The organism is Brevundimonas sp., assembly GCF_035999125.1.
In the GTDB taxonomy this organism is placed as follows: domain Bacteria; phylum Pseudomonadota; class Alphaproteobacteria; order Caulobacterales; family Caulobacteraceae; genus Brevundimonas.
On record NZ_DASYGX010000002.1, the window covers coordinates 19,148 to 45,709 of the forward strand.

25 protein-coding genes are annotated in these 26,562 nt (G+C 69.6%); 6 read left to right on the top strand and 19 right to left on the bottom strand.

The genetic code is table 11. The annotated features are described in order from the left end of the window. Positions 1 to 28: 28 nt before the first annotated feature. The 3 genes from VGN45_RS00370 to VGN45_RS00380 are packed head-to-tail and all read right to left on the bottom strand — an operon-like array spanning position 29 to position 2,742. Positions 29 to 967, bottom strand: a complete 939-nt coding sequence (locus VGN45_RS00370) for a hypothetical protein (RefSeq protein WP_327458215.1) — start codon at positions 965 to 967, stop codon at positions 29 to 31. 4 nt (positions 968 to 971) lie between these two features. Next, positions 972 to 1,835 carry a hypothetical protein gene (locus VGN45_RS00375; protein ID WP_327458216.1) on the bottom strand — a complete coding sequence of 288 codons (864 nt, stop codon included), beginning with the start codon at positions 1,833 to 1,835 and terminating at the stop codon, positions 972 to 974. Next, positions 1,825 to 2,742 (bottom strand): ABC transporter ATP-binding protein, encoded by a 918-nt coding sequence (locus VGN45_RS00380; protein WP_327458217.1) that lies wholly within the window; start codon positions 2,740 to 2,742, stop codon positions 1,825 to 1,827. Before VGN45_RS00380 ends, VGN45_RS00375 begins: the two co-directional genes overlap by 11 nt. A gap of 168 nt (positions 2,743 to 2,910) precedes the next feature. On the opposite strand from VGN45_RS00380, the gene VGN45_RS00385 reads away from it, so the two are divergent. Next, positions 2,911 to 4,293, top strand: a complete 1,383-nt coding sequence (locus tag VGN45_RS00385) for a trypsin-like peptidase domain-containing protein (protein ID WP_327458218.1) — start codon at positions 2,911 to 2,913, stop codon at positions 4,291 to 4,293. A gap of 9 nt (positions 4,294 to 4,302) precedes the next feature. On the opposite strand, the gene VGN45_RS00390 is transcribed toward VGN45_RS00385, so the two are convergent. Continuing rightward, on the bottom strand, positions 4,303 to 4,557 hold the full coding sequence (locus VGN45_RS00390) for a DUF2164 domain-containing protein (protein ID WP_327458219.1): 255 nt from the start codon (positions 4,555 to 4,557) through the stop codon (positions 4,303 to 4,305). Next, the gene (locus VGN45_RS00395) at positions 4,554 to 6,437 is read right to left on the bottom strand and encodes an ABC-F family ATP-binding cassette domain-containing protein (RefSeq protein ID WP_327458220.1); all 1,884 of its coding nucleotides are present in this window, start codon (positions 6,435 to 6,437) and stop codon (positions 4,554 to 4,556) included. The genes VGN45_RS00390 and VGN45_RS00395 overlap by 4 nt, the downstream gene beginning before the upstream one ends. An 81-nt stretch (positions 6,438 to 6,518) precedes the next feature. Between VGN45_RS00395 and ndk the strand changes: the two genes are divergently transcribed. Further along, positions 6,519 to 6,938 (top strand): nucleoside-diphosphate kinase, encoded by a 420-nt coding sequence (gene ndk / locus VGN45_RS00400; protein ID WP_327458221.1) that lies wholly within the window; start codon positions 6,519 to 6,521, stop codon positions 6,936 to 6,938. A 48-nt stretch (positions 6,939 to 6,986) separates the two neighbouring features. Here ndk and purN read toward each other — a convergent pair whose 3' ends face one another. Genes purN through purM form a run of 3 tightly spaced genes read right to left on the bottom strand, consistent with a single transcriptional unit; the run spans position 6,987 to position 10,013 of the window. After that, a complete protein-coding gene (gene purN / locus VGN45_RS00405; RefSeq protein WP_327458222.1) occupies positions 6,987 to 7,580 on the bottom strand; it encodes a phosphoribosylglycinamide formyltransferase in 594 nt (197 codons plus the stop codon). Then, on the bottom strand, positions 7,577 to 8,959 hold the full coding sequence (locus tag VGN45_RS00410; RefSeq protein WP_327458223.1) for a M28 family metallopeptidase: 1,383 nt from the start codon (positions 8,957 to 8,959) through the stop codon (positions 7,577 to 7,579). The genes purN and VGN45_RS00410 overlap by 4 nt, the downstream gene beginning before the upstream one ends. 16 nt (positions 8,960 to 8,975) lie before the next feature. Next, positions 8,976 to 10,013 (bottom strand): phosphoribosylformylglycinamidine cyclo-ligase, encoded by a 1,038-nt coding sequence (purM, locus tag VGN45_RS00415; RefSeq protein WP_327458224.1) that lies wholly within the window; start codon positions 10,011 to 10,013, stop codon positions 8,976 to 8,978. 80 nt (positions 10,014 to 10,093) lie between these two features. Between purM and rnd the strand changes: the two genes are divergently transcribed. After that, positions 10,094 to 11,245, top strand: a complete 1,152-nt coding sequence (gene rnd / locus VGN45_RS00420) for a ribonuclease D (protein ID WP_414643369.1) — start codon at positions 10,094 to 10,096, stop codon at positions 11,243 to 11,245. Here the strand turns inward: rnd and VGN45_RS00425 are convergent. The 4 genes from VGN45_RS00425 to VGN45_RS00440 all read right to left on the bottom strand — a co-directional run bounded on the left by VGN45_RS00425 (position 11,242) and on the right by VGN45_RS00440 (position 16,303). Then, positions 11,242 to 11,610 carry a VOC family protein gene (locus VGN45_RS00425; RefSeq protein ID WP_327458225.1) on the bottom strand — a complete coding sequence of 123 codons (369 nt, stop codon included), beginning with the start codon at positions 11,608 to 11,610 and terminating at the stop codon, positions 11,242 to 11,244. The genes rnd and VGN45_RS00425 overlap by 4 nt on opposite strands. Then, complete coding sequence (locus VGN45_RS00430) at positions 11,610 to 13,112, bottom strand: Ppx/GppA phosphatase family protein (protein ID WP_327458226.1); 1,503 nt, start codon at positions 13,110 to 13,112, stop codon at positions 11,610 to 11,612. Before VGN45_RS00430 ends, VGN45_RS00425 begins: the two co-directional genes overlap by 1 nt. Next, positions 13,096 to 15,312, bottom strand: coding sequence for an RNA degradosome polyphosphate kinase (locus VGN45_RS00435; RefSeq protein WP_327458227.1), 2,217 nt, complete (start codon positions 15,310 to 15,312; stop codon positions 13,096 to 13,098). The genes VGN45_RS00430 and VGN45_RS00435 overlap by 17 nt, the downstream gene beginning before the upstream one ends. 304 nt (positions 15,313 to 15,616) lie before the next feature. Beyond that, complete coding sequence (locus VGN45_RS00440) at positions 15,617 to 16,303, bottom strand: chromosomal replication initiator DnaA (protein ID WP_327458228.1); 687 nt, start codon at positions 16,301 to 16,303, stop codon at positions 15,617 to 15,619. A gap of 170 nt (positions 16,304 to 16,473) precedes the next feature. Here VGN45_RS00440 and aspS point away from each other — a divergent pair, with 170 nt between their 5' ends. Continuing rightward, entirely contained in the window at positions 16,474 to 18,252 is a 1,779-nt protein-coding gene (aspS, locus tag VGN45_RS00445; RefSeq protein WP_327458229.1) for an aspartate--tRNA ligase, read from the top strand. A 9-nt stretch (positions 18,253 to 18,261) separates the two neighbouring features. Here aspS and VGN45_RS00450 read toward each other — a convergent pair whose 3' ends face one another. From VGN45_RS00450 to VGN45_RS00460, 3 genes are all read right to left on the bottom strand, one after another. Further along, the gene (locus VGN45_RS00450; RefSeq protein WP_327458230.1) at positions 18,262 to 19,227 is read right to left on the bottom strand and encodes a pentapeptide repeat-containing protein; all 966 of its coding nucleotides are present in this window, start codon (positions 19,225 to 19,227) and stop codon (positions 18,262 to 18,264) included. Positions 19,228 to 19,289: 62 nt separating this feature from the next. Then, positions 19,290 to 19,781, bottom strand: a complete 492-nt coding sequence (locus tag VGN45_RS00455) for a pentapeptide repeat-containing protein (protein WP_327458231.1) — start codon at positions 19,779 to 19,781, stop codon at positions 19,290 to 19,292. 45 nt (positions 19,782 to 19,826) lie between these two features. Next, positions 19,827 to 22,223 (bottom strand): TSCPD domain-containing protein, encoded by a 2,397-nt coding sequence (locus VGN45_RS00460; protein WP_327458232.1) that lies wholly within the window; start codon positions 22,221 to 22,223, stop codon positions 19,827 to 19,829. Positions 22,224 to 22,428: 205 nt separating this feature from the next. Between VGN45_RS00460 and VGN45_RS00465 the strand changes: the two genes are divergently transcribed. Both VGN45_RS00465 and VGN45_RS00470 read left to right on the top strand, forming a co-directional pair. Continuing rightward, positions 22,429 to 22,821 (top strand): NADH:ubiquinone oxidoreductase subunit NDUFA12, encoded by a 393-nt coding sequence (locus VGN45_RS00465; protein WP_327458311.1) that lies wholly within the window; start codon positions 22,429 to 22,431, stop codon positions 22,819 to 22,821. After that, on the top strand, positions 22,818 to 23,480 hold the full coding sequence (locus VGN45_RS00470; protein WP_327458233.1) for a DUF2155 domain-containing protein: 663 nt from the start codon (positions 22,818 to 22,820) through the stop codon (positions 23,478 to 23,480). The genes VGN45_RS00465 and VGN45_RS00470 overlap by 4 nt, the downstream gene beginning before the upstream one ends. On the opposite strand, the gene aat is transcribed toward VGN45_RS00470, so the two are convergent. Genes aat through VGN45_RS00490 form a run of 4 tightly spaced genes read right to left on the bottom strand, consistent with a single transcriptional unit; the run spans position 23,447 to position 26,488 of the window. Continuing rightward, positions 23,447 to 24,115 carry a leucyl/phenylalanyl-tRNA--protein transferase gene (gene aat / locus VGN45_RS00475; protein WP_327458234.1) on the bottom strand — a complete coding sequence of 223 codons (669 nt, stop codon included), beginning with the start codon at positions 24,113 to 24,115 and terminating at the stop codon, positions 23,447 to 23,449. The genes VGN45_RS00470 and aat overlap by 34 nt on opposite strands. A 4-nt stretch (positions 24,116 to 24,119) precedes the next feature. Next, the gene (gene accC, locus VGN45_RS00480; RefSeq protein WP_327458235.1) at positions 24,120 to 25,472 is read right to left on the bottom strand and encodes an acetyl-CoA carboxylase biotin carboxylase subunit; all 1,353 of its coding nucleotides are present in this window, start codon (positions 25,470 to 25,472) and stop codon (positions 24,120 to 24,122) included. A gap of 5 nt (positions 25,473 to 25,477) precedes the next feature. Then, positions 25,478 to 26,002, bottom strand: coding sequence for an acetyl-CoA carboxylase biotin carboxyl carrier protein (gene accB / locus VGN45_RS00485; protein WP_327458236.1), 525 nt, complete (start codon positions 26,000 to 26,002; stop codon positions 25,478 to 25,480). A 33-nt stretch (positions 26,003 to 26,035) separates the two neighbouring features. Further along, positions 26,036 to 26,488, bottom strand: a complete 453-nt coding sequence (locus VGN45_RS00490) for a type II 3-dehydroquinate dehydratase (protein ID WP_327458237.1) — start codon at positions 26,486 to 26,488, stop codon at positions 26,036 to 26,038. Positions 26,489 to 26,562: the final 74 nt, after the last annotated feature.

Genomic DNA, 26,562 nt, shown 5'->3' on the forward strand with positions numbered 1-26,562 from the left:
CGACCTGGTCGCCCCTTCTTCTTGGGCGTCACTCGGGGGCTTCGGCTTCGGCTTCGTCCTCGGCCGCCCGGCGCCGGTCGCGGTACATCAGCGCGGCGACGGCGCCGGCTTGGGCGTTGGGACTGCTCTGACGCAGCTCGGTGCCATAGAGGGCCGCCAGAAAGGCGTGATCCCACTCGGTCATCTCCTGCGCCACGGTCGGATCATCGACGACGTTCAGGATGGTGCCGAAGTTGGCGACGTCGACGTCCGGATCGATCTGGGCGAAGGCCACCATGGCGACGTAGTCGCTGAGCTGGCGGAAGGTCAGGTCTTCGATCTGGTCCACGTCCACGATGACGTAGGCGCGCATCATGACGTTGCGGACGGGGGTGCTGAGACGCCCGGCCATCCTGGAAATCATCGGGGCGTTTTCATAGCCGGGCAAACGCACGGCCGGTGCGCCGGAGTCCTCATGCACCGGCATCATCACATGCCACCAGCGGACGGCGCGATCCGACTCCGTGAAAGCCCTGAGATCCCGCACGGTCCCTGCGGCGCCGGCGTAATCCGGGCGGAAGGCGTTGGGGCTGCGATCGACCAGCCCCCTCGCCAGGGTTCCGGCGTCGTCGGTGGCGATGATCAGGATGTTCGGGCTGCACCCGGGCTCACCGATCGGCAGCCCCACACCGTCCGCGATCTCCGACACCCGGTCGGCCATGGCCTGCGCCGCTTCGGGTCTCAGGTTCACGATGCCCACACAGACGCCGCCCCGGTCGCTCCAACGAGCGATCCCCCGCCCGCGCGGCGGCTCGATCACGTCGTCGACGAAGGCGCCGACCTGGTCATGCAAAGGCTCGCCGCGGACGATGATGTCGTCCACGCGCGTCGCCTCCGGTTCTGTCGGTCGGTCCTGCGCCGCCGCCGTCCCGGCGAGGGCCATGAGCGGGGCCAGGCATCCGGCGACCAGCAGGCGGAAGGATCGCATCGTCCTATTCCTTCGACAGGTCTTGTCGCCGAAACCATGCCAGCGCACCTGCCAGCGGCAGGATCGTCCAGCCCAGCAGGCTGGTCCAGCCGCGCACGACAAGATCGGCCGTCGGCGCGTCCGGGCCTCCACGCACGGCCGCGGCGATGACGTCGTAGCCCTGGCCGGGATTGACGAGGAAGGTCAGCCAGCTGTCGTTGGCGATGCCCATGCCCATCAGGGCGAAAGGCGACAGAGCCTGCAGAATGCTGACGACAACGGGCACGAACAAGCCGGCCAGCAGCGAGCGTCCCACGACGCCCGCCAGCAGACCCAGCATAGTCACCTGCAGGATGCGCAGCCCCGACAGGCCGAACAGAGCCAGGGCGTCGACCAACCGGCCCTCGCCGGCGTCGAAGGTGATCGGGCGCGAGAAGAAGCCGGCCGAGATCGACTTCTCGATCAGGGCTCCCGCGACCAGCACCAGCATGGCGACCAGGGCCAGCAGGGCGAAGGTCAGCACCTTGCCGGCGACCAGAGGCACGCGGCCGTTGCGGGCGCTGATCAGCCGCCACGTCTCCCAGCGGTAGTCGCCGGTGTACAGGGTCGCCGCGCCGATAAGCAGGAACAGCAGGGCCACGGGATTGGCCACGTTGCCGGCCGCGGACACCAGTTCGGCGGCCAGGTTCATCGGACCGCCGGCCATGGCGATCATCAGCTCCGGCGGCATCTCTTCGCCCGCCAGCTTTTCGGCGTTCGCCTTCAGCACGGCGTTGCCGACGGCGCCGAAGACGACGCCGATCAGCGGCACGAACAAGACCGACCAGAACAGCACGGTTCGGTTGCGCATCAGCCGATAGGTCTCGGCGCGGAAGGCGTCAGCCAGCATGGATCGCCTCCTGGGCCTGCACGGCGCCGGTTTCGGTGAAGAAGATGCTCTCCAGGTCGGCGCCCACCCAGCGGGCCTCCTCGATCTCGACGCCACGTTCGATCAGGGCCTTGAGCAGGGCGGGGGCCTCGGCTCGGGTCACGGCGGCCATGACGGCGTCCTCGCCCTCGGCCGACCCCTTCTGGCCCAGCAGGTCCAGCGCCGCCGCCTGGGTGCGCAGCTTCAGCCGCAGCCGTTCGCCCGAGCCGGTCAGCTCGCTGACCGCGCCTTCCAGCACCAGTCGACCCTTGTTGAGAATGGCGACACGGTCGCAGACGCGTTGGACCTCCAGCAATTGGTGGCTGGCCAGCACGACCGTCAGGCCGTCGTCGGTCGCCAGGGATCGGATAAGCTGGCGCATCTCCTGGATGCCGGGCGGATCCATGCCGCTGGTCGGCTCGTCCAGGATGACCAGCTCCGGCTCGGTCATCAGCGCCGCGGCCACGCCGAGGCGCTGCATCATGCCGACGGAGAAGCCCCGCACCTTGCGGTTCGCCGCCTCGGTCAGGCCCACGCGCTCCAGCCAGCCGTCGATCCGGCCCGGGTCGCCGTTCAGCCCGTGCGCGGTCGCCAGCCATCCCAGCACCTGGCGCGCCGTCAGGAAGGGCGGAAACCGCGGCGTCTCGATCATGGAGCCGCTGCGGCGCATGGTGGCGATCTGGCCGATCGGCCCGCCCATCACGGTCGCCGATCCGTCCGTCGGCCGGATCAGGCCCAGCAGGATGCGGAACAGCGTCGACTTGCCGGCCCCGTTCGGCCCCAGCACGCCATAGACGCCCCCTCGCGGAATGGTCAGGTCCAGCCCGTCCAGGGCGCGCACGGCGCCATAGTGTTTCGACAGGCCTCGGGTTTCGATCACGGCGCTCATGGGCGCGACAGTGGCACGGGATTCCCGGCGTGGGTGTTAAACTTCCGCAACGTCGCGCCCGCCCGCCGGAACGCGCCGCCGGGCGCGGCCGTTTGACGCCGCGGACGCCTTGATCGTGCCGAAAAGCATCGGCGAGATGCGGCCATGGCCCAGCTTGCGAGACCCCGAATGACCCTCAGGCACATCCTCCTGACCGGCGCGCTTCTGCTGTCCGCCTGCGGCTCCCCGGATCAGGGAAAGGCCCAGGACGCCACCTTCGGACAGGCTGAGGAGCGCGTCGTCCCGCGCGACGCCGGGGTGGTGAAGGCCAGCTTCGCCCCCGTGGTTCAGGCGACGGCCCCCGCCGTGGTCAACATCGCCGCCCAGGGCGTGCAGACCGTGCGCGACCCCTTTTGGGGCCAGTTCTACAGCCAGCCGACGGGCTCGGTCGGCTCCGGCGTCATCGTGCGCGCCGACGGCATCGTGGTGACCAACACCCACGTCATCGAGGGCATGAGCGACATCCGCGTGTCCCTGGCCGACCGGCGCGAGTTTCCGGCGCGGGTGCTGTTGGCGGACGCCCGGTCCGACATCGCGGTGCTGCAGCTGGAAGGCGTGAGCGACCAGCTGCCGGTGCTGCGGATCGACGCCGGCGAGGACCAGCAGGTCGGCGACCTGGTGCTGGCCATCGGCAATCCCTTCGGCGTCGGCCAGACGGTCACCAACGGCATCATCTCGGCCCTGAACCGCACCGAGACGGGCATCAGCGACAGCGGCTCCTTCATCCAGACCGACGCGGCCATCAATCCCGGCAACTCGGGCGGGGCCCTGGTCGACATGGACGGCGACCTGATCGGCATCAACACGGCCATCTTCTCGCGTTCCGGCTCGTCGTCGGGCGTCGGCTTCGCCGTGCCGGCCACCATGGTGCAGCAGGTGGTGTCCGCGGCGCTCGGCGGCGAAAGCGCCGTCGTGCGGCCCTGGCTGGGCGTGTCGGGCGAGGCCGTGACCAGCGAGCGCGCCAGAGAACTGGGGCTGGACCGACCGCGCGGTCTGGTGGTCACGCGCGTGTGGGACGGCGGTCCCGGCGACGACGCCGGCATCCGCGAGGGCGACGTCATCGTCTCGATCGACGGCGCGGCGGTGGACGATCAGGGCGGGCTGAACTTCCGCGTGGGCGCCAACGCGCCGGGCGACACGGTTCGCGTCGGTCTGCTGCGCGGCGGGCGCGAGCAGACGGTCACGGCGCGCGTGGAGCGCCTGCCCGGCGACGCCGGCCTGGAGGCCGCCGCGGTGATCCAGTCCGGCGCCCTGACCGGCGCCCAGGTTCTGGCGCTCAACCCGGCCGTCGCCGACCGGTTGGGGGTCGATCCGACCACCCGCGGCGTGATCGTGGGCGCCGTGGCGCGCGGCAGCTACGCCCGCCAGCGGGTCGGCCTGCAGACCGGCGACGTGGTGGTCGAGATCAATGGTAGAGCCGTCACCGCCGCGTCGCAGTTGAACGACGTTCAGCGCGGCGCCGAGATCACCATCCTGCGCCGGGGCGAGCGGGTCAGCGGCACGATTCGCTGACGTGAGGGCTCAGCGCAGACCGCTGTCGCGGTCCAGCGCGTGCAGGGCGTCGTCGATGTCCTCCGCCTTGGCCGCGACCACCGCGCGGGCGTCGGCCAGGGCGCGGTTGTAGAAGACCGCTCCGACCTCCATCGCCAGCCCGTCCAGCAGGGCCTCGGCCTCCAGCCCGCCGATCTCGACGTCCAGCTGGTCGGCCAGAAGGGCGCGCAGGCGGGCGGCGGCGGCGCGGCGCTCCTCCGGCGTCAGCGCGATGGGCGTCTTCATGCGACCTCCGCCAGCGCTTCCTCGGCCTCAAGCCAGGCGGCCTCCGCGGCGTCCAGATCGGCCTGCGCCTTCGTCCGGGCCCGGGTCAGGCCTTCCAGCGCCTTGGGGTTCGACACCGCCGCATTCGCCAGTTCGTCGTCGATGCGGGCCAGCTCGGCGGTCAGGGCGGCGACGCGCTCCTCCGCCTTCTTGACCGCATGCCGAAGGGTCGACGGCGAAGGCCCGCCCTTCTTCTTCACCCCTTTGGGCGAGGGAGAACTGGCCGCGACGACCTCAGGTTCATGCTTCACCTGCGACGGCTTCATGCCGGCCTGTTTCGCGCGGTCGAGCACGAACTTGGCGTAGTCGTCCATGTCGCCTTCGAACGGCTTCACCGTGCCGTCCGCCGCCAGCCACAGCCGGTCGGCCACCAGCTCCATCAGCGACCGGTCGTGGGTGACCAGGATGACCGCGCCGGTGTACTCGTTCAGCGCGTCCAGCAGGGCGCGGCGACTGTCGATGTCCAGGTGGTTGGTCGGTTCGTCGAGGATCAGCACGTGCGGCGCGTCCATGGCGACCAGGTTCAGCAGCAGGCGCGCCCGTTCGCCACCGGACAGAGCTGCGACCTTGGTCTCCTGCTTCTCGAACGGCAGGCCGAACTGGGCCAGACGCGAGCGGCGCGAGCTTTCCGACGCCTCCGGCATGGCGCGCCGGATGATCTCCAGCGGCGTGTCGGTCGGGTCCATCGCTTCGATCTGGTGCTGGTGGAACCAGCCGACGCGCATCTTGCCGTCGCGATGGAACTCGCCGGTCTCGATGTTCAGAGCCTTGGCGATCAGCTTGGCGAAGGTCGACTTGCCCGCGCCGTTGACGCCCAGCAGGCCGATCCGGTCGTCCAGATCCATCCGCAGGTTCAGGTTCTTCAGGATCGGCTTGCCCGGCTCATAGCCGACATAGGCCCGCTCCAGCCGGATCAGCGGCGGGGGCAGGGGGCGCGGCGGCGAGGGCAGGATGAACGGGGCCACGCGCTCCTCGGGCGGCAGCTCGATCCGCTCCATCTTCTCCAGCTTCTTGACCCGCGATTGGGCCTGGGTGGCCTTGGACGCCTTGGCCTTGAACCGGTCGATGAACTTCTGCAGGTGCGCGCGTTCGGCTTCCTGCTTCGACTTCGTCGCCTCCATCAGCCGCAGCTTCTCGGCGCGGGTCTTTTCGAAGGTGTCGTAGTTGCCGGTGTAGAGGTCCAGCTTGCGGTTCGAGAGGTGCAGGATGTGGGTGCAGACCTCGTTCAGCATCTCGCGGTCGTGGCTGATGATCAGCGCGGTCGCCGGGTACTTCTTCAGCCGCGCCTCCAGCCACAGCGCGCCTTCCAGATCGAGATAGTTGGTCGGTTCGTCCAGCAGCAGCATGTCCGGCTCGGCGAACAGGGCCGCCGCCAGCGCCACGCGCATGCGCCAGCCGCCGGAGAAGTGCGACATCGGCCGGTGCAGGTCTTCCTGACTGAAGCCCAGACCGACCAGAATTTCGCTGGCGCGGGCGGGAGCGGCGTCGGCGTCGATCTCGATCAGGCGGGACCATATCTCGCCCATTTCCTCGGGCTCGGCGGTCTCCAGCCGGCTCAGCAGCTCATGCCGCTCCACGTCGGCTTCCAGGATGGTCTCCAGCACGCTGACCGGCGTGGCCGGATGCTCCTGATCCACCGAGCCGATGCGCGCCGTCTTGGGCAACGACACCTCGTCGCCGCCGGCGACCAGCTCGCCCAGGATCACCTTGAACAGGGTCGACTTGCCGATGCCGTTGCGTCCGACCAGCCCGACCTTGGCCCCCGGCGGCAGGCTGACCGAGGCGTCGTCGAGGAACGAGCGGCCCCAGGCGTTCAGAGTGAGGTTCTTGATCTGCAACATGCGAAAGCGTGAGGGTTGGAAGCCGGGGAGGGCGCGTCTATAAGCCCGCGACCTTCAAACTCCCACACAAGAAGTCGCCCCATGACCGAACGCACCTTCTCGATCATCAAGCCCGACGCCACGCGTCGCAACCTGACCGGCAAGGTCAACGCCGTGATCGAGGACGCCGGCCTGCGCATCGTCGCCCAGCGCCGCATCCGGATGACCGATGATCAGGCGAAGAAATTCTACGAAGTCCACGCCGAGCGCCCGTTCTACGGCGAGCTGGTGGAGTTCATGACCTCGGCCCCGGTCGTGGTTCAAGTGCTGGAAGGCGAGAACGCCGTCGCCCGCTATCGCGAAGTGATGGGCGCCACCAACCCGGCCAACGCCGACGAGGGCACCATCCGCAAGCTCTACGCCGAAAGCGTCGGCGAGAACTCGGTCCACGGCTCGGACTCGCTGGAGAACGCGCAGATCGAGATCGCCCAGTTCTTCACCGACGACCAGATCGTCGGCTGATCTGCCGATGATCGACTGAACGAGGCCCCGGCGACCCCGGGGCCTTTTTCATGAACGCCGCAGGTCGCGGCAGAAGCGGGCGAGCACGTCGGGATAGAGCTTCAGCTCCTCCACCTTGACCCGCGCGGCCAGCGCGTCGGCCGTGTCGACCGGCAAGACGGGCACGCGGGCCTGACCAAGGATCGGCCCTTCGTCCACGCCCGCGGTGACCAGATGCACCGTGCAACCGGCCTCGACGTCGCCGGCCTCCAGCGCACGGGCGTGTGTGTTCAGGCCGGGATGGTCGGGCAGCAGGCTGGGGTGGACGTTCAGCATCCGCCCCTCCCACTGGCCGACCAGCCAGGGCGTCAGGATGCGCATGTAGCCGGCGAGGGCCACGACCTCGATCTGCCGATCCAGGAGCACGGCGTGCACGGCGCGTTCATGCGCCTCCCGATCCTTGCCGAATGGGCGGTGGTCGATCGCGACCGCCTCGACGCCGAGATCCCGGGCACGGCCCAGCGAAGGCGCAGCCGGCACGTTGCAGACGACGACTGCGGCTTTGAAAGGCGCGTCGGCCGGCCGCGACGCCGCGATCAGGGCGGCCATGTTGTCGCCCGTGCCTGACGTCAGGACGGCGACGCGGACGGGCGGCAAGCTCACTGGGCCGGCGCGGCGGCCGGCGCGGGCGCGCGGAAGTCGCCGGCGGGGCCGGGGAAGACGACCGGGCTCTCATAGCCGTCGGCCGAAATGGCCGAAACGCCGAAGAACCAGTCGTCGATCACGATCCCACGCAGCACCGCCTCGGTCGCTTCGGGGCCGAAGGCGCGGCTGTGGGTCCACTGCGGCGCGGTGGTCGAGCGCCACCAGACGCGATAGCCCGCCGCGCCCGGCACGGCCTGCCAGCGCACGGTCGTGTCCGGCCGCACGGCGCCGGTGATGGTCACGCCCGTCGGGGGGCTCGGGGCTTTGGCCAGCGCCGCCAGCGACACGATGTTCAGCCGCGCCACCTGGCCGAGATAGTCGAAGTCCACGCCCTCGATCACGTCGCCGTAGTGAATGCCGTTCTCGACGCGCAGATCCTGATGCTGGCGGTCATAGTGTTCGGCGCCCTCGGAAATCCGCACGGCCGGGAATCCGGCGCGCAGCATCTCGACCTGGTCGCCGCCGCGCCCATAGCGGTCGGTGCGATAGATCATCTCCACGTCGAAGTTCGCCACATAGCGGTCGGCGATGCCGTCCACGAACCGCGACAGGTTACGCGAAGAGGAGTCGACCTCGCCGCCGTTGTAGCGGCGCTGGGCGGCCTGCTGCTCCGTCTCGACCGTCTTGGTGCCTTCCGAGAAGACGCGCACCCGCGTGGTGTCGCGCACGCCGTTGGAGCCTTCGGAGTTGCCCACGATGTCGTTGTTCAGGTTGGCCTCTACGAACCAGCCCTCGGCCTTGGCGTAGTCGGCCAGGATCTTGCCGCCCAGCAGACCCTGCTCCTCGCCCGACAGGACCGCGTAGACGATGGTCGCGTCGAACTCGTGCTTCGACAGCACGCGCGCCGCCTCGAACACCGTCGCCACGCCCGAGGCGTCGTCGTTGGCGCCCGGCGCGTCGGAGGTGAAGTCCATCACGTCGCTGACTCGCGAATCCAGATGACCCGAGATGATGATCACCCGGTTCGGATCGCCCGTGCCCCGCTGGATGGCGACGACGTTGACCACCTCGGTCGGCGTTGTGATCCGCTGATTGGTGACGGTGTCCGACGGCGTCACGATCTCCAGGCAGCCGCCGCAGTCGGCGGATATGGCCTCGAAGCGCCGGGCGGACCAGCGACGGGCGGCCCCGATGCCGCGCGTTTCGGACTGCGTCTCCGACATCGTGTGACGCGTACCGAAGCCGACCATGGCCTCGATGTCCTCGCGCATGCGCTCCGGGCGGACCTGGATCGCCAACTCATGCAGGAAGGGCTGCTCGGTCGCGGCCGGGGTCTGCGCGACGGCCGCGCCTCCGCCCAGCAGCATGAGGGTCAATCCCAGGGCGAGAGCGCGCATGCGGAACTCCTCGAATTCAGGCGGCGTCCAGACGTCCGCACACGAAAGCGGTTTCCCCGGCCTCCAGCAAGCCGGACAGCACGTCCTCCACGTGCTCCGGCCCGACGATGAGGACGAAGCCGACGCCGCAGTTGAACGTGCGGCGCATCTCGTGCGCCTCGATCCCGCCTGCCTCGGCCAGCCAGCGGAACACCGGCGGCATCGGCCAGGCCTCCCAGTCGAACACCGGCTTCAGATGATCGGCGATGCCCCGCTGCGGGTTCTCGATCAGGCCGCCGCCGGTGATGTGCGCCGCGCCCTTGACCCAGCCGGCCTTCATCAGCGGCAGGACCGACTTCACATAGATGCGCGTCGGCTCCATCAGGGCCTGCGCCAGGGTGCGGTCACGGTCGAACGGCGCGTCGTCGCCCCAGGTCAGGCCCGCCGCCTCGATCACCCGTCGGATCAGGGAATAGCCGTTGGAGTGCGGGCCCGACGAGGCCAGGCCGACGATCACGTCGCCGGTGTTCTGCAGATCGAAGCGGGGCAGGGCGTGCCCCCGCTCCAGTGCGCCCAGCGAGAAGCCCGCCAGGTCATAGTCGCCGCCGGAATACATGCCCGGCATCTCCGCCGTCTCGCCGCCCACCAGGGCGCAGCCCGCCCGGCGGCAGCCCTCGGCGATGCCCGCCACCACGCGGCGCGCGGCGTCCACGTCCAGCTTGCCGGTCGCGTAGTAGTCCAGGAACAGCAGCGGCTCCGCGCCCTGGGCCAGCAGGTCGTTGACGCACATGGCGACCAGGTCGATCCCGACGCCGTCATGCCGCCCCGTCTCGATGGCGATCTTCAACTTGGTGCCGACGCCGTCGGTGGTGGTGACGATCAGCGGATCGGTGAAGCCCGCCGCCTTCAGGTCGAACAGGGCACCGAACCCGCCCAGCGACGGCTCCGACCCCGGCCGCGCGGTCGATTTTGCCAGCGGCTTGATCGCGTCCACCAGCCGCTCGCCCGCGTCGATGTCCACGCCGGCGTCGGCGTAGGTCAGCCCGTTGCGGACGGAATTCGGGGTGTCGCTCATGGGTCACGGGCCTGAATCGGTTGGCGGACTTGTGCGGCGGCTCTTGCCACACGGGGCGCGGGCGGGGCTATAGCATCCGAATGACGCCGATCACCACCACCGAGGCCCTGCGCGACTTCTGCGCCAAGCTGTCGGACCAGCCCTTCATCACCGTCGACACCGAGTTCATGCGGGAGACGACCTACTGGCCGAAGCTGTGCCTGATCCAGGCCGCCTCGCCGACGGACGCCGCCATCATCGACCCGCTGGCCGACGGTCTGGACCTCGAGCCCTTCCTGAAGCTGCTGCGGGACGAGAAGATCCTCAAGGTCTTCCACGCCGCCCGTCAGGATGTGGAGATCTTCGTGCGCCTGGGGGCCATGCCCAGGCCCATGTTCGACACCCAGGTGGCCGCCATGGCCGCCGGCTTCGGCGATCAGGTGTCGTATGAGGCCCTGGTCCGCCAGATGATCCGCAAGGAGGTGGACAAGGGCAGCCGCTTCACCGACTGGGCGCGGCGCCCGTTGTCGGAGGCCCAGCTGGTCTATGCCCTGGGCGACGTCACCCATCTGGCGGCGCTGTATCCCAAGCTGCGGGACCGGCTGCAGCGTGACGGTCGTCTGGACTGGGTCATGTCCGAGATGGAGGACCTCACCGATCCCAAGCTCTACGACACCACGCCCGAGCTGGCGTGGAAGCGTCTGAAGCCGAAAAAGTGGTCGGCCAAGTATCTGGTCGCCTTCGTGGCCACAGCCACCTGGCGCGAGCGCGCGGCGCAGGAGCGAGATCAGCCGCGCGGCCGCATTCTGAAAGACGAGGCCATCGACGAGATCGCCACCCAGGCCCCGACCGACGCGGACGCCTTCAACCGCCTGCGCTCCGTGCCCAAGGGCTTCGGCGGCTCTCGTCTGGGTCAGGAACTGATCGAAGACCTGAAGCGGGTCCTCGCCGATCCGGAGGCCCATGCGCCGGAGGTGCAACGTCCCGGCCGCAACGACCCCGCGCCGCCGTCGGTGGTCGAGTTGCTGAAGGTTCTGCTGAAGGCCAAGAGCGACAACGCCGGCGTGGCGTCCAAGCTCATCGCCACGGTCGCCGACCTTGAGAAGATCGCCGTCGACGACGAGGCGGACGTCGAGGCTCTGCACGGCTGGCGCCGCCAGTTGTTCGGCGACGACGCGCTGAAGCTCAAGCGCGGCGAGATCGCCCTGGTGCTGAACGGCCCCCGCGTCGAGGTGGTGGAGATCGAGGGCTAGGCGGGCGCCTTCGCCGGCTCCCACAGCTCGATCGGATTGCCTTCCGGATCGTGGATGCGGGCGAAGCGGCCGACTTCCGGCATCGTGTCCCACTCGGCTTTTTGGATGACCTCGATCCCCGCCGCCTTGAGCGAGGCGATCAGGCCGTCCAGGTCGTCGACCCTCAGGTTCAGCATGTACGCCTTGTCGGCGGCGAAATAGTCGCTGTCCTGCTTGAAGGGCTGGAACACGGTCGGGCCCGCCTGTTGCGGCCAGATCCAGACCCCCTCCGGCGCGCCGACGCCCAGATGCGTCAGATACCATTCCGCCAGGGCCTTCGAATCTTTCGACCGAAAGAAGAACCCCCCGATTCCCGTGACCGCCATCACCCGCCTCCCTCGATGACCAGTTCGGCGCCCAGCGCCTCGGCCAGGGATCTGGCCCGCCGTCGCGTCTGTTCGCCCAGCAGCATGTCGGCATAGGTCGGCGTCGCAGACAAGCGCAAGGCGCCGTCCTCGATCGTCACGGCGGCGTTCGCCAGCAGCTGCGGCGACCGTCCCGACAGGTCGCAGGCCAGGCGGATGGCCAGGCCAAGCGCCCGCGCGCGTCCGCGTCGCTCGTCGCTCAGCAGCCGCGCGATCGTCTCCGGCTCCGGCGTCGCCGCCCCGCCGCCGTATCGCGCGCAGATCGCGGTGGCCAGGAAGGCCCGCTCGACGTGGGTCTGGCCGGGGATCGACGCCCTCAGCACTTGGTCGAAGGCCAGTTCGACCCGGTGATCGGGATGCAGGCGCGCGCCGAGGTCGCACAGATTGCAGGCGGCGCGGGTCAAGACGGCGTCCCGCTCCGCGTCGAAGGCGGGGGGCAGATCCCGGGTCAGCGCGGCGATCCAGCCGGCCACCGCGCCCGGCAGTCCCGGCGAAACGCCCTGACGGGCGCCCAGCGCTTCGGTGCCGGCCAGCAGGGGATCGGCCGCCAGAGTCTTCTCGCCCAGGGCCTCGAACAGCAGGCCCTCGCGCACGCCCCAAGCCGAGAAGCTGATCTCCTCGAACCCGAGCTGGTCGATCAGGCCCTCCAGAACCAGGGCCGCATAGGGCAGGGTTTCGGCCCGGCGTCGGCTGATGCCGGGCGATTTCTCCAGCGACGCCTTCGACTGGCGCGCGGCGAAGCGAGCCACCTCGCGCGCGTCCGCCGCGCTCATGGCGTACTGGTGCACCACCTTCAACGGATAGTCCGAGATCGCCATGTGCAGCTGGGCCAGGCTGCGCCACGCCCCGCCCACGGCATGCAGCCGGCTGTCGCCGTGCGCGCTCTTGGCCGGCTTCAGCCGCTTGGCCACCAGGGCGCGCACGCGCTCGGCGTCGAACGGCTTTCCGTCCGACAGGGCGAAGGGGCCCAGCGCCAGGGTGACGCCCCCCCTGACCATGCCGCCGCCGATGCGGGTCAGTTCCAGACTGGTCCCGCCCATGTCCGCCGCGGTGCCGGAGGCGTCCGGCGCCCCCGCCAGCACGCCCAGCGCCGAGGCGCGAGCCTCTTCCTCCCCCGTCAGCACCCGGATGCGCAGACCCGTCTCGGCCGCCACACGCTCGCAGAAGTCCGGGCCGTCCTCGGCCTCCCGCACCGCCGCCGTGGCGGCGACGAAGGTCAGGTCGGGGCGCACGCCCTCCAGCACCGCCGCGAACCGCCTCAGCGCGGCCATGGCGTCGGCCACCCCCGCCTCCGACAGGCGGCCCGTGCGCGGCAGGTCGCGGCCCAGGCCGGCCAGCACCTTCTCGTTGAACACGGTCCAGACGGCCCGACCCTCCAGCCGATACAGCACCATGCGGACGGAGTTGGAGCCGACGTCGATCACCGCCGCCTGGGCGGGCGCGGCCTCAGCGAGGGCGGTCATAGCGCAGCTGCTGCGGCAGGGTCTTCACCTTGCGCCCCCGACCCGACAGGCTGGGGTTGGTCATGAAATACTTGTGCGCCGAGAAGGGCCGCGCCGGATCGATGGCGTCCAGCCGGCGATGGACGCCGTCGGCGCCCAGGATCCAGCTCTGGGCGTCATCCTTCAGATTGGCGACCATGATCTGGTCCAGCACCTGATCGTGCACCGTCGCATTGCGCACCGGCGTCATCAGTTCGACCCGGCGATCCAGATTGCGCGGCATCCAGTCGGCCGAGGAGATGAACAGTTTCGCCTTGTCGTTCGGCAGGTCGCGCCCGTTGGCGAAGGCGACGATCCGGCTGTGCTCCAGGAACCGCCCCACGATCGATTTGACCCGCACGTTCTCGCTCAGGCCCGGCACGCCCGGCCGCAGGCAGCAGATGCCGCGGATCACCAGCTCGATCCTCACCCCGGCCTGGCTGGCGCGGTACAGGGCGTCGATGACCTGCGGGTCGACCAAAGAGTTCATCTTGGCCCACAGGGCCGCCGGCTTGCCCTTGGCCGCCGACGCCATCTCCGCCTCGATCAGGCGGATCAGCTCGGCCTTCATGTTCAGCGGAGAGACGACCAGCGCCTCCAGCTCGTCGGGCGCGGCATAGCCGGTGATGTAGTTGAACACCCGCGTGGCGTCCCGCGCCAGCACCGGGTCGCAGGTGAACAGGCTCAGATCGGTGTAGATGCGCGCCGTCACCGGGTGGTAGTTGCCGGTGCCGAAGTGGCAATAGGTGCGCAGACCCTCGCCCTCCTTGCGCACCACCGCGCTCAGCTTGGCGTGGGTCTTGTACTCCACGAAACCGAAGACGACGTGGACCCCGGCCCGCTCCATCGCCCGGGCCCATTTCAGGTTCGCCTCCTCGTCGAACCGCGCCTTCAGCTCGACCAGGGCGGTGACGTTCTTGCCGTTCTCCGCCGCCTCGATCAGGGCCGCCACGATCGGGCTGTCCTTGGACGTCCGGTACAGCGTCTGTTTGATCGCCAGAACGTTCGGGTCGCGCGCCGCCTGCCGCAGGAACTGCACCACCACGTCGAAGCTCTCGAACGGGTGGTGGATCAGCATGTCCTTCTCGCGGATCGCCGCGAAGATGTCGCCGCCGTGGTCGCGAACCCGTTCGGGATAGCGGGGCTCATAGCCCTTGAACTTCAGGTCCGGATGGCCGGTCGGGATCAGGTCCGACAGCTGGGCCAGGCCCAGCATCCCGTCGATAAGGACGACGTCTTCGGGTTCGGCCTCCAACTCGCCGATGATGAAGGTGCGCAGATCCTCGGGCATCGACGCCTCGATCTTGATGCGCACCACCGAGCCCAGGCGGCGTTGCTTCAGCGCCTCCTCGAACTCCATGACCAGATCCTCGGCCTCCTCCTCGATCTCGATGTCGCTGTCTCGGATCAGGCGGAACACCCCACGCTCCAGCACCTCGCAGCCGGGAAACAGATGATCGATGAACAGGGTCAGCAGGCTTTCCAGCGTGACGTAACGCTTCTTGCCCGGCGTGGACCGGCCGTCGGTGGCCAGCGGCCAGAACCGCTTCACCTGGGTGGGCACCGGCACCAGGGCATAGAGCTGACGGTTGTCCGCCTTGCGCCGCAGTTTCAGCGCCAGCGAGAAGCCCAGGTTGGGCAGGAAAGGGAAGGGGTGCGCCGGATCGATCGCCATCGGCGTCAGGATGGCGAACAGCTGGTTCAGGAACTCGGGCTCCAGCCGTTCCCGTTCGGTCTTGGTGGTTCGGGCCGCGTCGACGACCTCGATGCCGGCGGTGGTCAGCTCCTTGCGCAGCTTGCGCCAGCGGCGCTGCTGCTCGGCCATCAGAAGACCGGCGGCGGCGTTGACCTTCTCCAGCGCCTCGGCGGGCGTCAGGCCGTCGGGTGAGACGATCCGCACCCGCTCGCGCACCTGGCCCTTCAGGCCGGCGACGCGCGTCATGTAGAATTCGTCCAGATTGTTCGCCGAGATCGACAGGAACCTCAGCCGCTCCAGCAGCGGATGGTCCGGGTTCGCCGCCTCTTCCAGCACGCGCGCATTGAAGGCCAGCCACGACAGTTCGCGATTGAAGAACCGCTGCGGCGACGCCATCAGCGCCTTGTCCAGCTTCAACTGCGGCGCCCGCGACGTCGGGACGTCGTCGCCGCGGGTCGGATCGCTGATGACGGCGGAGTCGCTCATGCCTTGGTCATGGCCCGGCAGGGCCCACGCCGCAACCGCGAAGGTGTGACGCGTGCGCGCCCCAGGATCTCTGTGCGGGAAGCGGATCGGCTGTCTTTCTTGGCTCGACCGCGGGTTCTGCAACGCCCCCCCACGCCTTGCGACCGTTTCTGACGTCCCTGGGCGTCACAGTGTTTCCGTCGGAGATCCGGCGCGGAGAAAGTGCACTCGAAAGTCCACCATGTGCACTCGAAAGTGCACTGTCAGGAGGCAAGAAAAGTCAGCTTGGACAAATGGATGAGGAAAAATTGTGCACTATGTGCACTCAGTTTTTTTCTTCCTCGTCACCGGGCCCTAGCGCCCCGAATATGCGACGGGCCGTCGCCCGGCTGACGGACCCTGGTTCGGCGTCGAGGCGCGACACGGCGGTTTCGACGGCCCCGGCCGATCGTTCGATCCGGCGCAGCAGCCAGGGGATCAGATCCGGCGGCGGGGCGATGGCGCGGCGCGCGAACTCGGCCTCCAGCATCTCGGCCAGGACGGCGTCGTCCGGCGCGTCCAGGGACACGGTCGGGATCGAATCCAGCCGCGAGCGCAGGTCGGGCAGGGCGGTCTCCCACGCCGACGGCGCGCTGCGCGCCACCAGCAGCAGGGCGCCCCCGCCCGAACGCGCCAGATTGATCAGGTGGAACAGGGTCTCATCGTCCGCGTCCGGCGCGCGGTCCAGCAGGATCGGCCGGCCTTCGACCTCCAGCGGGTCCAGCAGCGAGGCCTCGGCCCCGTGCACCGGCACGGCGCCGACCCGTTCCGCCCATTCCGCCGCCAGCCGGCTCTTGCCGCTGCCGCGCGGCCCGACCAGCGCGAGCACGGGGGTCAGGGCGTCGGGCCAGGCGGCCAACCGGGCCACGGCCGCGGCGTTGCAGCCGGACACGACGAACGGCCGCTCCCGCCCCGCGTCGTCGCGCGTCAGATCCAGCCTCAGCTGGCCACGTCCCGGTTCGTCGCCCGTCATGTCCGCCCCATAGCAGAAGCGCGGCGGTGGGGCAGGGCGCCGGTGGGTCGTTCCGTGGACGGATCACGCCCCGTTGGGGACGGCCAGCCTTGACTTTGCGGGGCGATGATGCGCCCTACGCGCTCCCCGAATTGCGCCCGTTTGGGCCCTGGATTCCAAATCGACACGCCATGCACGCCTATCGCTCCCACACCTGCGGCGCCCTCCGTTCGACGGATGCCGGATCGAACGTGCGGCTGTCGGGCTGGGTGCATCGCAAGCGCGATCACGGCGGTCTGCTGTTCATCGACCTGCGCGACCACTACGGCCTGACGCAGCTGGTCCTGCACCCCGAGACGCCGGGGTTCGAGATCGTCGAGCGGGTGCGGGCCGAGAGCGTGATCCGTATCGACGGCGAGGTCGTCCTGCGCGAGGCCGGGACCGTCAACGCCAACCTGCCGACCGGCGAGATCGAGGTGCGGGTCAAGGCGGTCGAGGTGCTGTCCGAAGCCGCCGAGCTGCCGCTGCCCGTCTTCGGCGAGCCGGAGTATCCGGAGGAGATCCGGCTCAAGCACCGCTATCTGGATCTGCGCCGGGAGACGCTGCACAGGAACATCGTGCTCAGATCGAAGGTGATTTCCTCGATCCGTCGGCGGATGGTCGATCAGGGCTTTCTGGAATACCAGACCCCGATCCTGACGGCGTCCAGCCCTGAAGGCGCGCGCGACTTCCTGGTGCCGAGCCGCCTGCATCCGGGCAAGTTCTATGCGCTGCCGCAGGCCCCACAGCAGTTCAAGCAGTTGCTGATGGTCTCGGGCTTCGACCGCTACTTCCAGATCGCGCCCTGCTTCCGCGACGAGGATCTGCGCGCCGACCGGAGCCTGGAGTTCTACCAGCTCGACGTCGAGATGAGCTTCGTCACGCAGGAGGACGTGTTCGCGGCCATCGAGCCGGTGATGCACGGCGTGTTCGAGGAGTTCGCCGACGGCAAGGCGGTCGATCCCTATCCCTTCGTGCGCATCCCCTACCGCGAGTCCATCGCCAAATACGGCACCGACAAGCCGGACCTGCGCAACCCCATCGAGATGCAGGACGTGTCCGAGCATTTCCGCGACGGCGGGTTCGGCCTGTTCAACAAGATCCTGGCGGCTGATCCCAAGAACGCCGTCTGGGCCATTCCGGGGCCGAAGGGCGGCTCCAGAGCCTTCTGCGACCGGATGAACAGCTGGGCGCAAGGCGAGGGCCAGCCGGGGCTGGGCTACATCTTCTGGTCCGACGACCAGGGCGGCTGGGGCGGTCCCATTGCCAAGAACCTGGGCGCCGAGGCGACCGACGCCCTGATGAAGGCTGTGGGTCTGGGTCAGGGCGACGCCTGCTTCTTCGCCGCGGGCGACCCGGCCGTGTTCCACAAGTTCGCCGGCAACGCGCGGACCAAGCTGGGGCAGGACCTGGGCCTGATCGCCGACGACGCCTTCCGCTTCTGCTGGATCGTCGATTTCCCGATGTTCGAGTGGTCCGACGAGGAAAAGAAGGTCGACTTCAGCCACAACCCCTTCTCCATGCCGCAGGGCGAGCTGGAGGCGCTGAACACCAAGGATCCGCTGGACGTCCTGGCCTATCAGTACGACATCGTCTGCAACGGTTATGAGCTGTGCTCGGGCGCGATCCGGAACCACAAGGCCGAGATCATGCTGAAGGCCTTCGAGATCGCGGGCTATGACGCCTCGGTGGTCGAGGAGCAGTTCGGCGGCATGCTGAACGCCTTCCGCTATGGCGCCCCGCCGCACGGCGGCCTGGCGCCGGGCATCGACCGCATCGTGATGCTGCTGGCCAACCAGACGGCGATCCGCGAGGTCATCGCCTTCCCGCTGAACCAGCAGGGCGAGGACCTGCTGATGAACGCGCCGACGGAGGCGCAGGAGCGTCAGCTGAAGGACGTCCACATCCGCACGGCCCTGCCGATCAAATAGGCGTCGGGATCAGCGATCCGCGACGACGATGTTGCGGGTCGTCTGCGGCGGCGACGGCGGACGCGGCGGGGCCGGCGGGCGGATCACCACCATGCGGCCGCGGCAGGCGTTGACGCGCAGGCCGCCGGGCAGGCGGGTGGAGGCGTCGCCGCAGGCTTCCGATACCTGGGCCTGCGTCAAGCCGCGCGCGCCGGACAGGTCCGTGCCGCGGATGTCGGTGCGGTCCAGAGTGGCGCCGCGGAAGTCGGCGCCGCCGAACCGGCCGCCGGTCAGGCGGGCGCCGTCCAGCGAGGCGTTGCGGAACACAGCGCCCTGGAAGTTGCCGTTCGACAGGTTCGACGCGTCGACCGAGGCGCCGGTGAAGTTGACGTTGCGCGCGTCGACGTTGGCCAGGGTGACGCCGAACAGCTCCGCGTTCGACAGCACCGCCGACCTCAGGTTGGCGCGGTTCATGTTGGCGCCGTTCAGCTCCGCGCCGGTCAGGTTCGCACGGCCCATGTTGGCTGAGATGAACACCGAGCCCATGGCCTCGACGCCGGTCATCTGGGCCGAGCTGAAGTTCGCCGAGCTGAAGTTGGCCCCGACCAGGGTGGCGCCGCTCAGATTGGCGCGCGAGAAGTCCGCGCCGGAGAAGTTCGAGCCCACCAGTTCCGCCCCGCGCAGGTTCGCGCCGACCAGGGTCGATCCGGTGAAGGTGGCCGAGATGAAGGTCGCGCCCGACAGGTCGCGCCCGGACAGTTCGCAGCGCACGCAGGACCCGCCCAACGACACGGTGCGGGCGACGTCCGGATCCTGGCCGTAGTACGGGTTCTGCTGCAGATATGGCGTCTCTTGCCGCGGCTGCGGGATCACCTGGACCTGAGGAACGGCTCCGGGCTCACCCGTAGCCTCTCCGGCCAGCGCCGGCGAACCGGCAAGGGCCAACACGGCCGAGGCGGCGATCAGGAGCGGACGGGGGCGGGCGAACTGGGTCACGAGGTCTAGATGATCCGATCCACGCGAAATCCCTACTTAAATCGACGTAAGGTGCGCCGCATTCAGCAGGCGGGAATGTGAAGGCCGCGCGGCAGGCGCGTCGAAGCGTCCCCGCACGCCTGGCTCAGCCGCCCCTGGGTCAGGCCCCGCGCCGTGCCCATTTCCGCGCCCGAAAAGTCCACGCCCGACAGCACGGCGCCCGAGAAGTTCGCCCCTTCCAGATGGGCGCCCACGAAGCTGGCGTTCGTCAGGTTCGCGCCGCTGAAGCTCGCTCCGCCGAACACCCCGCCATAGGCGTCCACGTCCCGCAGGTCGGCGCCGGAGAAGTTGGCGCGGTTCATGACCGCGAGCGCCAGCGACGCCTGACGCAGCCGGGAACGCGACAGGTTCAGGCCGGACGCCTCCAGCGCCGTGAAGTCGCCTTGGAACAGGTTGCAGCCGGCGCAGGAGCGGCCCTGCTGCACGCGCGCGATCTGGCCCGCGTTCTGGGCGGCGGCGGGAGCTGCGACGCACGCGGCGGCGAGGAACAGGGCGACGACGATCAGGCGAGGCATGGAACGCTCCGGATGCGAAGACCTGCGCCCTGCAAGATTCGCGCCTCAGGCGGAGGGGCGGTTCGCGGCTCCCGGGGCGGCCCCGCAGGTGTCGCACACCAGAGCGCCGCCCTTGCGCAGGATAGCCATGCCGCCGCAGGCCGGGCAGGGAGCTTCGGACGCCTCTGCCGCGCCGCTCGTCGCCTGCCGCTCCTCGCGGGCCTTGCCGAAGGGCAGGACCACCAGATTGTCGGGCGCGGCTCCCCGCGCGAAGCCCTTGGAGATCAGGCTGGCCGCAGGCACCGCCTCCGCCTCGTCGGGGGGCAACAGACCGTCGCGATCGCCGCCCTCGGCCCCGTCCGCCAGATCGTCCCGTCCCAGATAGGACACGCCCAGCTCGCGGAAGATGTAGTCCAGGATCGAGGTCGCGGAGCGGATCGAGTCGTTGCCCGTCACGCGCCCCGACGGCTCGAAACGCGTGTGGGTGAAGGCGTCGACGAACTCGTCCAGCGGCACGCCGTATTGGAGTCCGATCGAAACCGAGATGGCGAAGTTGTTCATCAGGCTGCGGAAAGCGGCGCCTTCCTTGTGCATGTCGATGAAGATTTCGCCCAGTTCGCCGTCTTCATACTCGCCGGTGTGGACGTAGACCTTGTGCCCGCCGACGGCCGCCTTCTGGATGTAGCCCTTGCGGCGGTCGGGCAGTTTGCGGCGCGCGCGTTCCTTCTCGACCACCCGCTCGACCACGCGCGTCTCGACCTGGGGCGGCGCGACCTCGGTGCGTCGGGGCGCGGGCTCTTCGGGCGCACGCAGATCCAGCGCAAAGGACGCGGGCGGCGTCGTGCGGCGCAGGCGAAGCCCCGACCGACCTTGGGCCGCCGCCGCGTTGAGCAGCCCGGCCGCGTCGGCCGCCGTCGCCCGCCACGGCAGATCGACCGGCCGCAGGTCTGGGAGGTCCGAAACCTCGGCGACGACCGTCTCGAGGCGGTTCACGACGTCGCCGCCTTCCGCCACCCATGGCCGCAGCGGCTCGGGGATCTCGGTCCAGTCGGCCAATGAGAGGGCGCCCAGAGCATGACGCTGTGCCGCTTCCACGGCTTCCTGCGTGAACCCAAGGCGCGTCAGCAGATCGCCTGCGACCGGGTCCAGGCCCAGCACGTCCCGCACGAAGCCGGCGTCCAGGAAGGGTTCGCCGAACGCCGCGTCCAAGCTTTCGACGTCGTTCAACGCCGCCTCGATCGACTTGAGTTCCGCGTCGGTGAAGCCGGCCCGACGCAGAGCGGCGTGATCGATGCCCGGCGCCTCGACCAGCGTCCGCCGACCGAACAGCCGCCGCTCCGCGGCGTCGACCAGCTCCGGATGGACGGCGTGCAGCGCCGCGGCCAGATCAGGCTGAAGCCGACGCGCGACCCGGCCGTCCGCCGTCTCGAACGACTCCACCACCGACCAACCGCCGCGACCCAGCCGCAGCGCCGCTTCGGCGTCGTGTGCGAACAGGTCGAGCCGCCCACCGATCGCGCCGACCGCGTCCTTCATGGCCCCCAGCAGTGCCCTGAGATCCGTCTCGGCCGCGTCCAGATCGCCGGCCTTGAGCCCGCGTTCGGCCAATCCGCAAAGCTGGACACGCAGGAGATCACCGCCGCCGCCGAGGCCGCCGACGACTTCGAACAAGGCGCCCAGCGCCTCGCGTTCCGTGCCCGCTTCCGGATGGGCCGTGCGCCAGGCCGCCAGGTCCAGCGCAAGGACGGCCGTCGGAGCCGGACCCTCGGCTTCGTCCTCGAACAGGGCGATCAGGTCGCCGTTGAGCAGACCGTTCAGCAGAACCGGATCGGTCTCCTGCGCCGTCTTGCGATCCAGCCGGAGGCGGGCCGGCGCAGCGGACTTCGGTTCGTGCAGGGCCCGCACGCTGAAATCCTCGCCGTCCACCGCACGCGCGATCTCAGCGTCTGAGGCGCCGGCCTTGCGCGCGGCCCAGGCCGCGCGGGCAAGAGCGGGATTGCGCAGGGGATCGCCGCAGTCGGCCGCCGGGCCCTCGCATCGCCGCACCGCCTCCGTCACGGCGGACAGCGCCTGTGACAGAGCCTCGACCGCCGCGTCCCGCAGTCTCCTCCTCGCCGCCGCCCCGACCCAGGCGCGGGCCTCGTCGAGCCCGGCTTCGCGGCGCGCCTCGATCCGTGGGCCCTCGGCTTCCGCCGCTCCGAAGGCGATCAGTCCCACCCGGGCCGCCAGCGCCAGATCGGCCGCCGAAACCGCGTCCGCCCCCAGGCTCCTCAGGCGCAGCTCGATTCCGCCGATCACGTCGCCCTCCGGCGCCTCCGCCCAGTCCAGCCAGGACTCCAGTCGCGCGGTCGTCCAATCCATGGGCGCCAGGACCGCCTCGATTCCGCTCCCGCGCTCGACCTCGCGCTCCACCAGGGGAGCCAGGGCGACGGCAGGTTCCGGAAATCGTCGGCGTCGGGGCATCGGCGTCCTTCAGCGGTGGCCAGCTTAGGGGAAGGATAGCGCTCTCACCGATCGACGCAATAAATCTGGGCCCTGCTGGCCGCTTCGCCCACAAGATATGGATCGACCGACCGTGCACGCGGCGCTGGACCTGGGGCGGTCGGGTTTCTATGATCCGGCCACCCGTCGCGGCCCTCGCGGCGCATGGCGAACGGACGGACGACGCGTGCTGGCAAAGTTGTTTTCGTGGTGGAACGGCGCGACGGTCGGCACCCTGGTGACCGTCAAGGGCCGGGGCGATTTGGTCGGGACGGACGAGTTCGGCAACCGTTATTTCCAGTCGCGCGACACCGTCAGCTATGACGGCCGCCGCCGCCGCTGGGTGCTGTACAACGGCTATGCCGAGGCGTCGAAGGTGCCGCCGGACTGGCACGGCTGGCTGCGTTACACCTATGACGAGCCGCCCAGCCAGACGCCGCTGCCGCGCAAGGGCTGGGAAAAGCCGCACCTGCCGAATCTGACCGGCACGCCCATGGCCTGGCGACCTCAGGGCTCGCTGGCTGGACAGGGCGTGCGCCCCGCCGCCGACGGCGACTACGAAGCCTGGACGCCCGAGTGAGGCGCCCCCTGCGTCTGGCCCTGATCGCCGGCGTCGCGGCCCTGGCCGTGGGCGGCGCCGGCGTGAGCGCGGCGCTGATGGACATGCCCCAGGACGCCGTGCCGGCCCAGGATCCGCCGCAGGACCCGCCGTCCGAGCCCGCCCCCGCCGGCGACCCGGCGCCCGAGCAGCCTGTGCCCGTGACCCCGCCGGGCGGAGCCGACGCCATCGCCTCGGCCGTCGCGGCCGTGCAGGAGGCGGGCGCGGCCGACGAGGAGGCCGAAGCCGAGGCCGAGGAGGAAGAGGCCGAAGAGGAAGAAGTCGTCGCGGCCCCCCCGGAGCCCGAAGGTCCGCCCGGCCTGCGCCAGCGCCGCCGCTACGCCATCGTTCAAGCCGTGGACAAGGTCACGGCCGAGACCATGCGTTTCGAGGTCGAGGTGAACGGCCGCCCTGTGGCCTTCAACAAGACCCTGATCTTCCGCGCCCGCGCCTGCGAGGTGTCGGCGTCCGACGAAATTGCCCGCGACGCCGTGGCCTATCTGGAGATCAGCGCCCAGCCGCGCACCGGCGGCCAGGAGACGCGCCAGCTGTTCCGCGGCTGGATGTTCGCCTCCAGCCCGGGCCTCAGCGGGCTGCAGCACCCGGTCTACGACGCCTGGGTCGTGGGCTGCCGGGCATAGGCGACGGCCTCGGCCCCGGTCAGGGACCTGCGGAACGTCTCCAGATCGGGTTCCAGCGCCTTCGATGCGTTCAGCAGCCGAATGTAGTCGCCATGAGGCATGGCCCGCGCCCCGAACTGGTCCAAGTGCGGGTTCTCGAACTGAGCGTCCAACAGGCCGAAACCCGCGCGGTTCAGGCGGCCCGCCAGATGCACCAGCGCGATCTTCGACGCGTCGGTCGCCCGGCGGAACATGCTTTCGCCGAAGAAGGCGCCGCCCATGCGCAGGCCGTACAGACCGCCCGCGAGTCGCGTCCCGTCCCAAACCTCCACGCTGTGCGCCAAGCCCGCGGCGTGCAGACCCATATAGGCTTCGCGGATCGCGCCGTTGATCCAGGTCTCCTCGCGCCCCGGCGCGGCCTCGGCGCAGCAGGCGATGACCTGATCGAACGCCCGGTCCAGGGTCACCGAAAACGGCGAGGCGCGGATCGTGCGGGCAAGGCGTTCCGGCACGCGGAACGGATCCAGCGGCAGGATGGCGCGCACATGCGGACGGATCCAGCGGACCTCGGCGTCGTCCGCTGTCTCGGCCATGGGAAACGCGCCCTGCGCATAGCCGCTCAGCAGCAGCTCCAGCGGGATCGGCCCCCGCGACATGAGCTCAGGACCCGGCGGCGCGCCGCTTGGCCCACTGCTCCAGCCAGTGGATGTCGTAGTCGCCCGACAGGATGTCCGGCTCCTGAAGCAGCCGCTGGAACAGGGGAATGGTCGTGTCGATGCCGCCGACGACCATTTCGTTCAGGCTGCGCTTCAGACGCGCCACGCACTCCTCACGGTCGCGGCCGTGCACGATCAGCTTGCCGATCAGGCTGTCGTAGAAGGGCGGGATCGAATAGCCGGCGAAGATGGCGCTGTCCAAACGGACCCCCAGGCCACCCGGCGCGTGGAAGTCGGTGATCCGGCCCGGCGAGGGCGTGAAGGTGTCGGGGTTCTCCGCGTTCACCCGCACCTCGATGGCGTGCCCCTCGAAGTGGATGTCCTCTTGGGTGAAGCTCAGCGGCAGGCCGGCGGCCACGCGGATCTGCTCGCGCACCAGGTCGACGCCGGTGATCGCCTCCGTCACCGGATGCTCGACCTGCAGGCGGGTGTTCATCTCGATGAAGAAGAACTCGCCGTCCTCCCACAGGAACTCGATCGTGCCGACGCCCAGATAGCCGATGGCGGCGATGGCCTTGTTGACGGTATGGCCGATCTCGGTGCGCTGCGCGGCGGACAGGGCGGGGGAGGGCGCCTCTTCGAGCACCTTCTGGTGGCGGCGCTGCAGCGAGCAGTCGCGCTCGCCCAGGTGCACGACGTTGCCGTGGCTGTCGGCGATCACCTGGATCTCGATGTGACGCGGCTTCTGCAGGTAGCGCTCCATGTAGACCGCGCCGTTGCCGAAGGCGGCCAGCGCTTCGGACTGGGCGGTCTGCACCGCTTCGACCAGGTCGTCGGGCGTCAGGGCCACCTTCATGCCGCGCCCGCCGCCGCCGGCCGCGGCCTTGACGATCAGAGGGAAGCCGATGGTCTTCGACGCCTCGATGGCGGCCTCGACCGTCTCCACCTCGCCGTCGGAGCCGGGAACCACCGGGATGCCCGCGTCCTTCACCGTCTGCTTGGCGGTGATCTTGTCGCCCATGACGCGGATGTGCTCGGGCCGGGGCCCGATGAACGTCATGCCGTGGGCCTCGACGATCTCGGCGAAGCGCGCGTTTTCGGACAGGAAGCCATAGCCGGGGTGGATCGCCTGGGCGCCGGTGATCTCGGCTGCCGCGATGATCGAGGGGATGTTCAGATAGGATTTCGCCGCCGGCGCCGGGCCGATGCAGACGCTCTCGTCGGCCAGACGCACCCACATGGCGCCGCGATCCGCCTCTGAGTGAACGGCGACGGTGGAGATGCCCATCTCCTTGCATGCGCGATGGACGCGCAACGCGATCTCGCCGCGGTTGGCGATCAGGACCTTCGTGAACATGGCGCTCAGGCCTCGAGCAGGACGAGGGGTTCGCCGAACTCGACCGGCTGGGCGTCGCCGACCAGAACCTCGACGATCTTGCCGTCGCGTGGGGCCTGGATCGGGTTCATCGTCTTCATGGCCTCGACGATCAGCAGGGTCTGGCCCTTCTTCACCGTGTCGCCCGGCTGAACGAAGGCGGGCGCCTCGGGCGAGGGCTTCAGATAGGCGGTGCCGACCATCGGCGACTTCACCTCTTCGCCCGACCGGGCGACGATCGTCGCCGGGTCGCTGGGCATGGCGGCCGGCACGGCGGCGGGCGCGGACGCCGGGGCCGCGGCGGGCGGCGGAGCGGGCGCGGCATAGGCGACCGGCGCGGCGGTCATGGTGATCTCGCGGGCCACGCGGATGCGCAGATCTCCCCGCTCCACCTCGATCTCAGTCAGCTCCGTGTCCTTCAGGATGTCGGCGAGGGAGCGCACCAGACCGGCGTCGATCTGGTCGGACTTCGGCGCGGCCGGCTTGGCGGCGGGGGACTTGCTGACGGCCATGTGGGACCTCTGTTTCTTCTATGTCGAACGGGCTTACGCCAGCCCGCGTTCCTGTGCCAGTTCGACGGCGGCCCGGACCGCCAGTTCATAGCTGCGCGCGCCGTGGCCCGCGACCGTCTTCGCCGCCACGAGGGCGACGTAGGAATGACGCCGGAACGCCTCGCGCGTCGCCGGGTCGGACAGATGGCATTCCACGATCGGGATGCTCAGCGTCTTCAGGACGTCCAGCAGGGCGATCGAGGTGTGGGTGTAGGCCGCCGGATTGATCACCAAGGCCGCCGCACGCGTCTGCGCCTCCTGCACCCAGTCGATCAGCACGCCTTCATGGTTGGTCTGGCGGAAAATCACCGTCCAGCCCGGCGACGCGCGCTCGCACAGGGCCTGCACGTCCGCCAGCGTCTCGCGCCCATAGATTTCCGGCTCCCGTTCCCCCAGCAGGTTGAGGTTCGGGCCGTTCAGGACGTAGAGGACGGGGGCGTCGGGCATGCGCTCGAGGTGATGCGGCCTTACGGGCCGGAATCGGACCGGCCTTTTAGCCGAGCCGTCGCGTTCGTCCAATC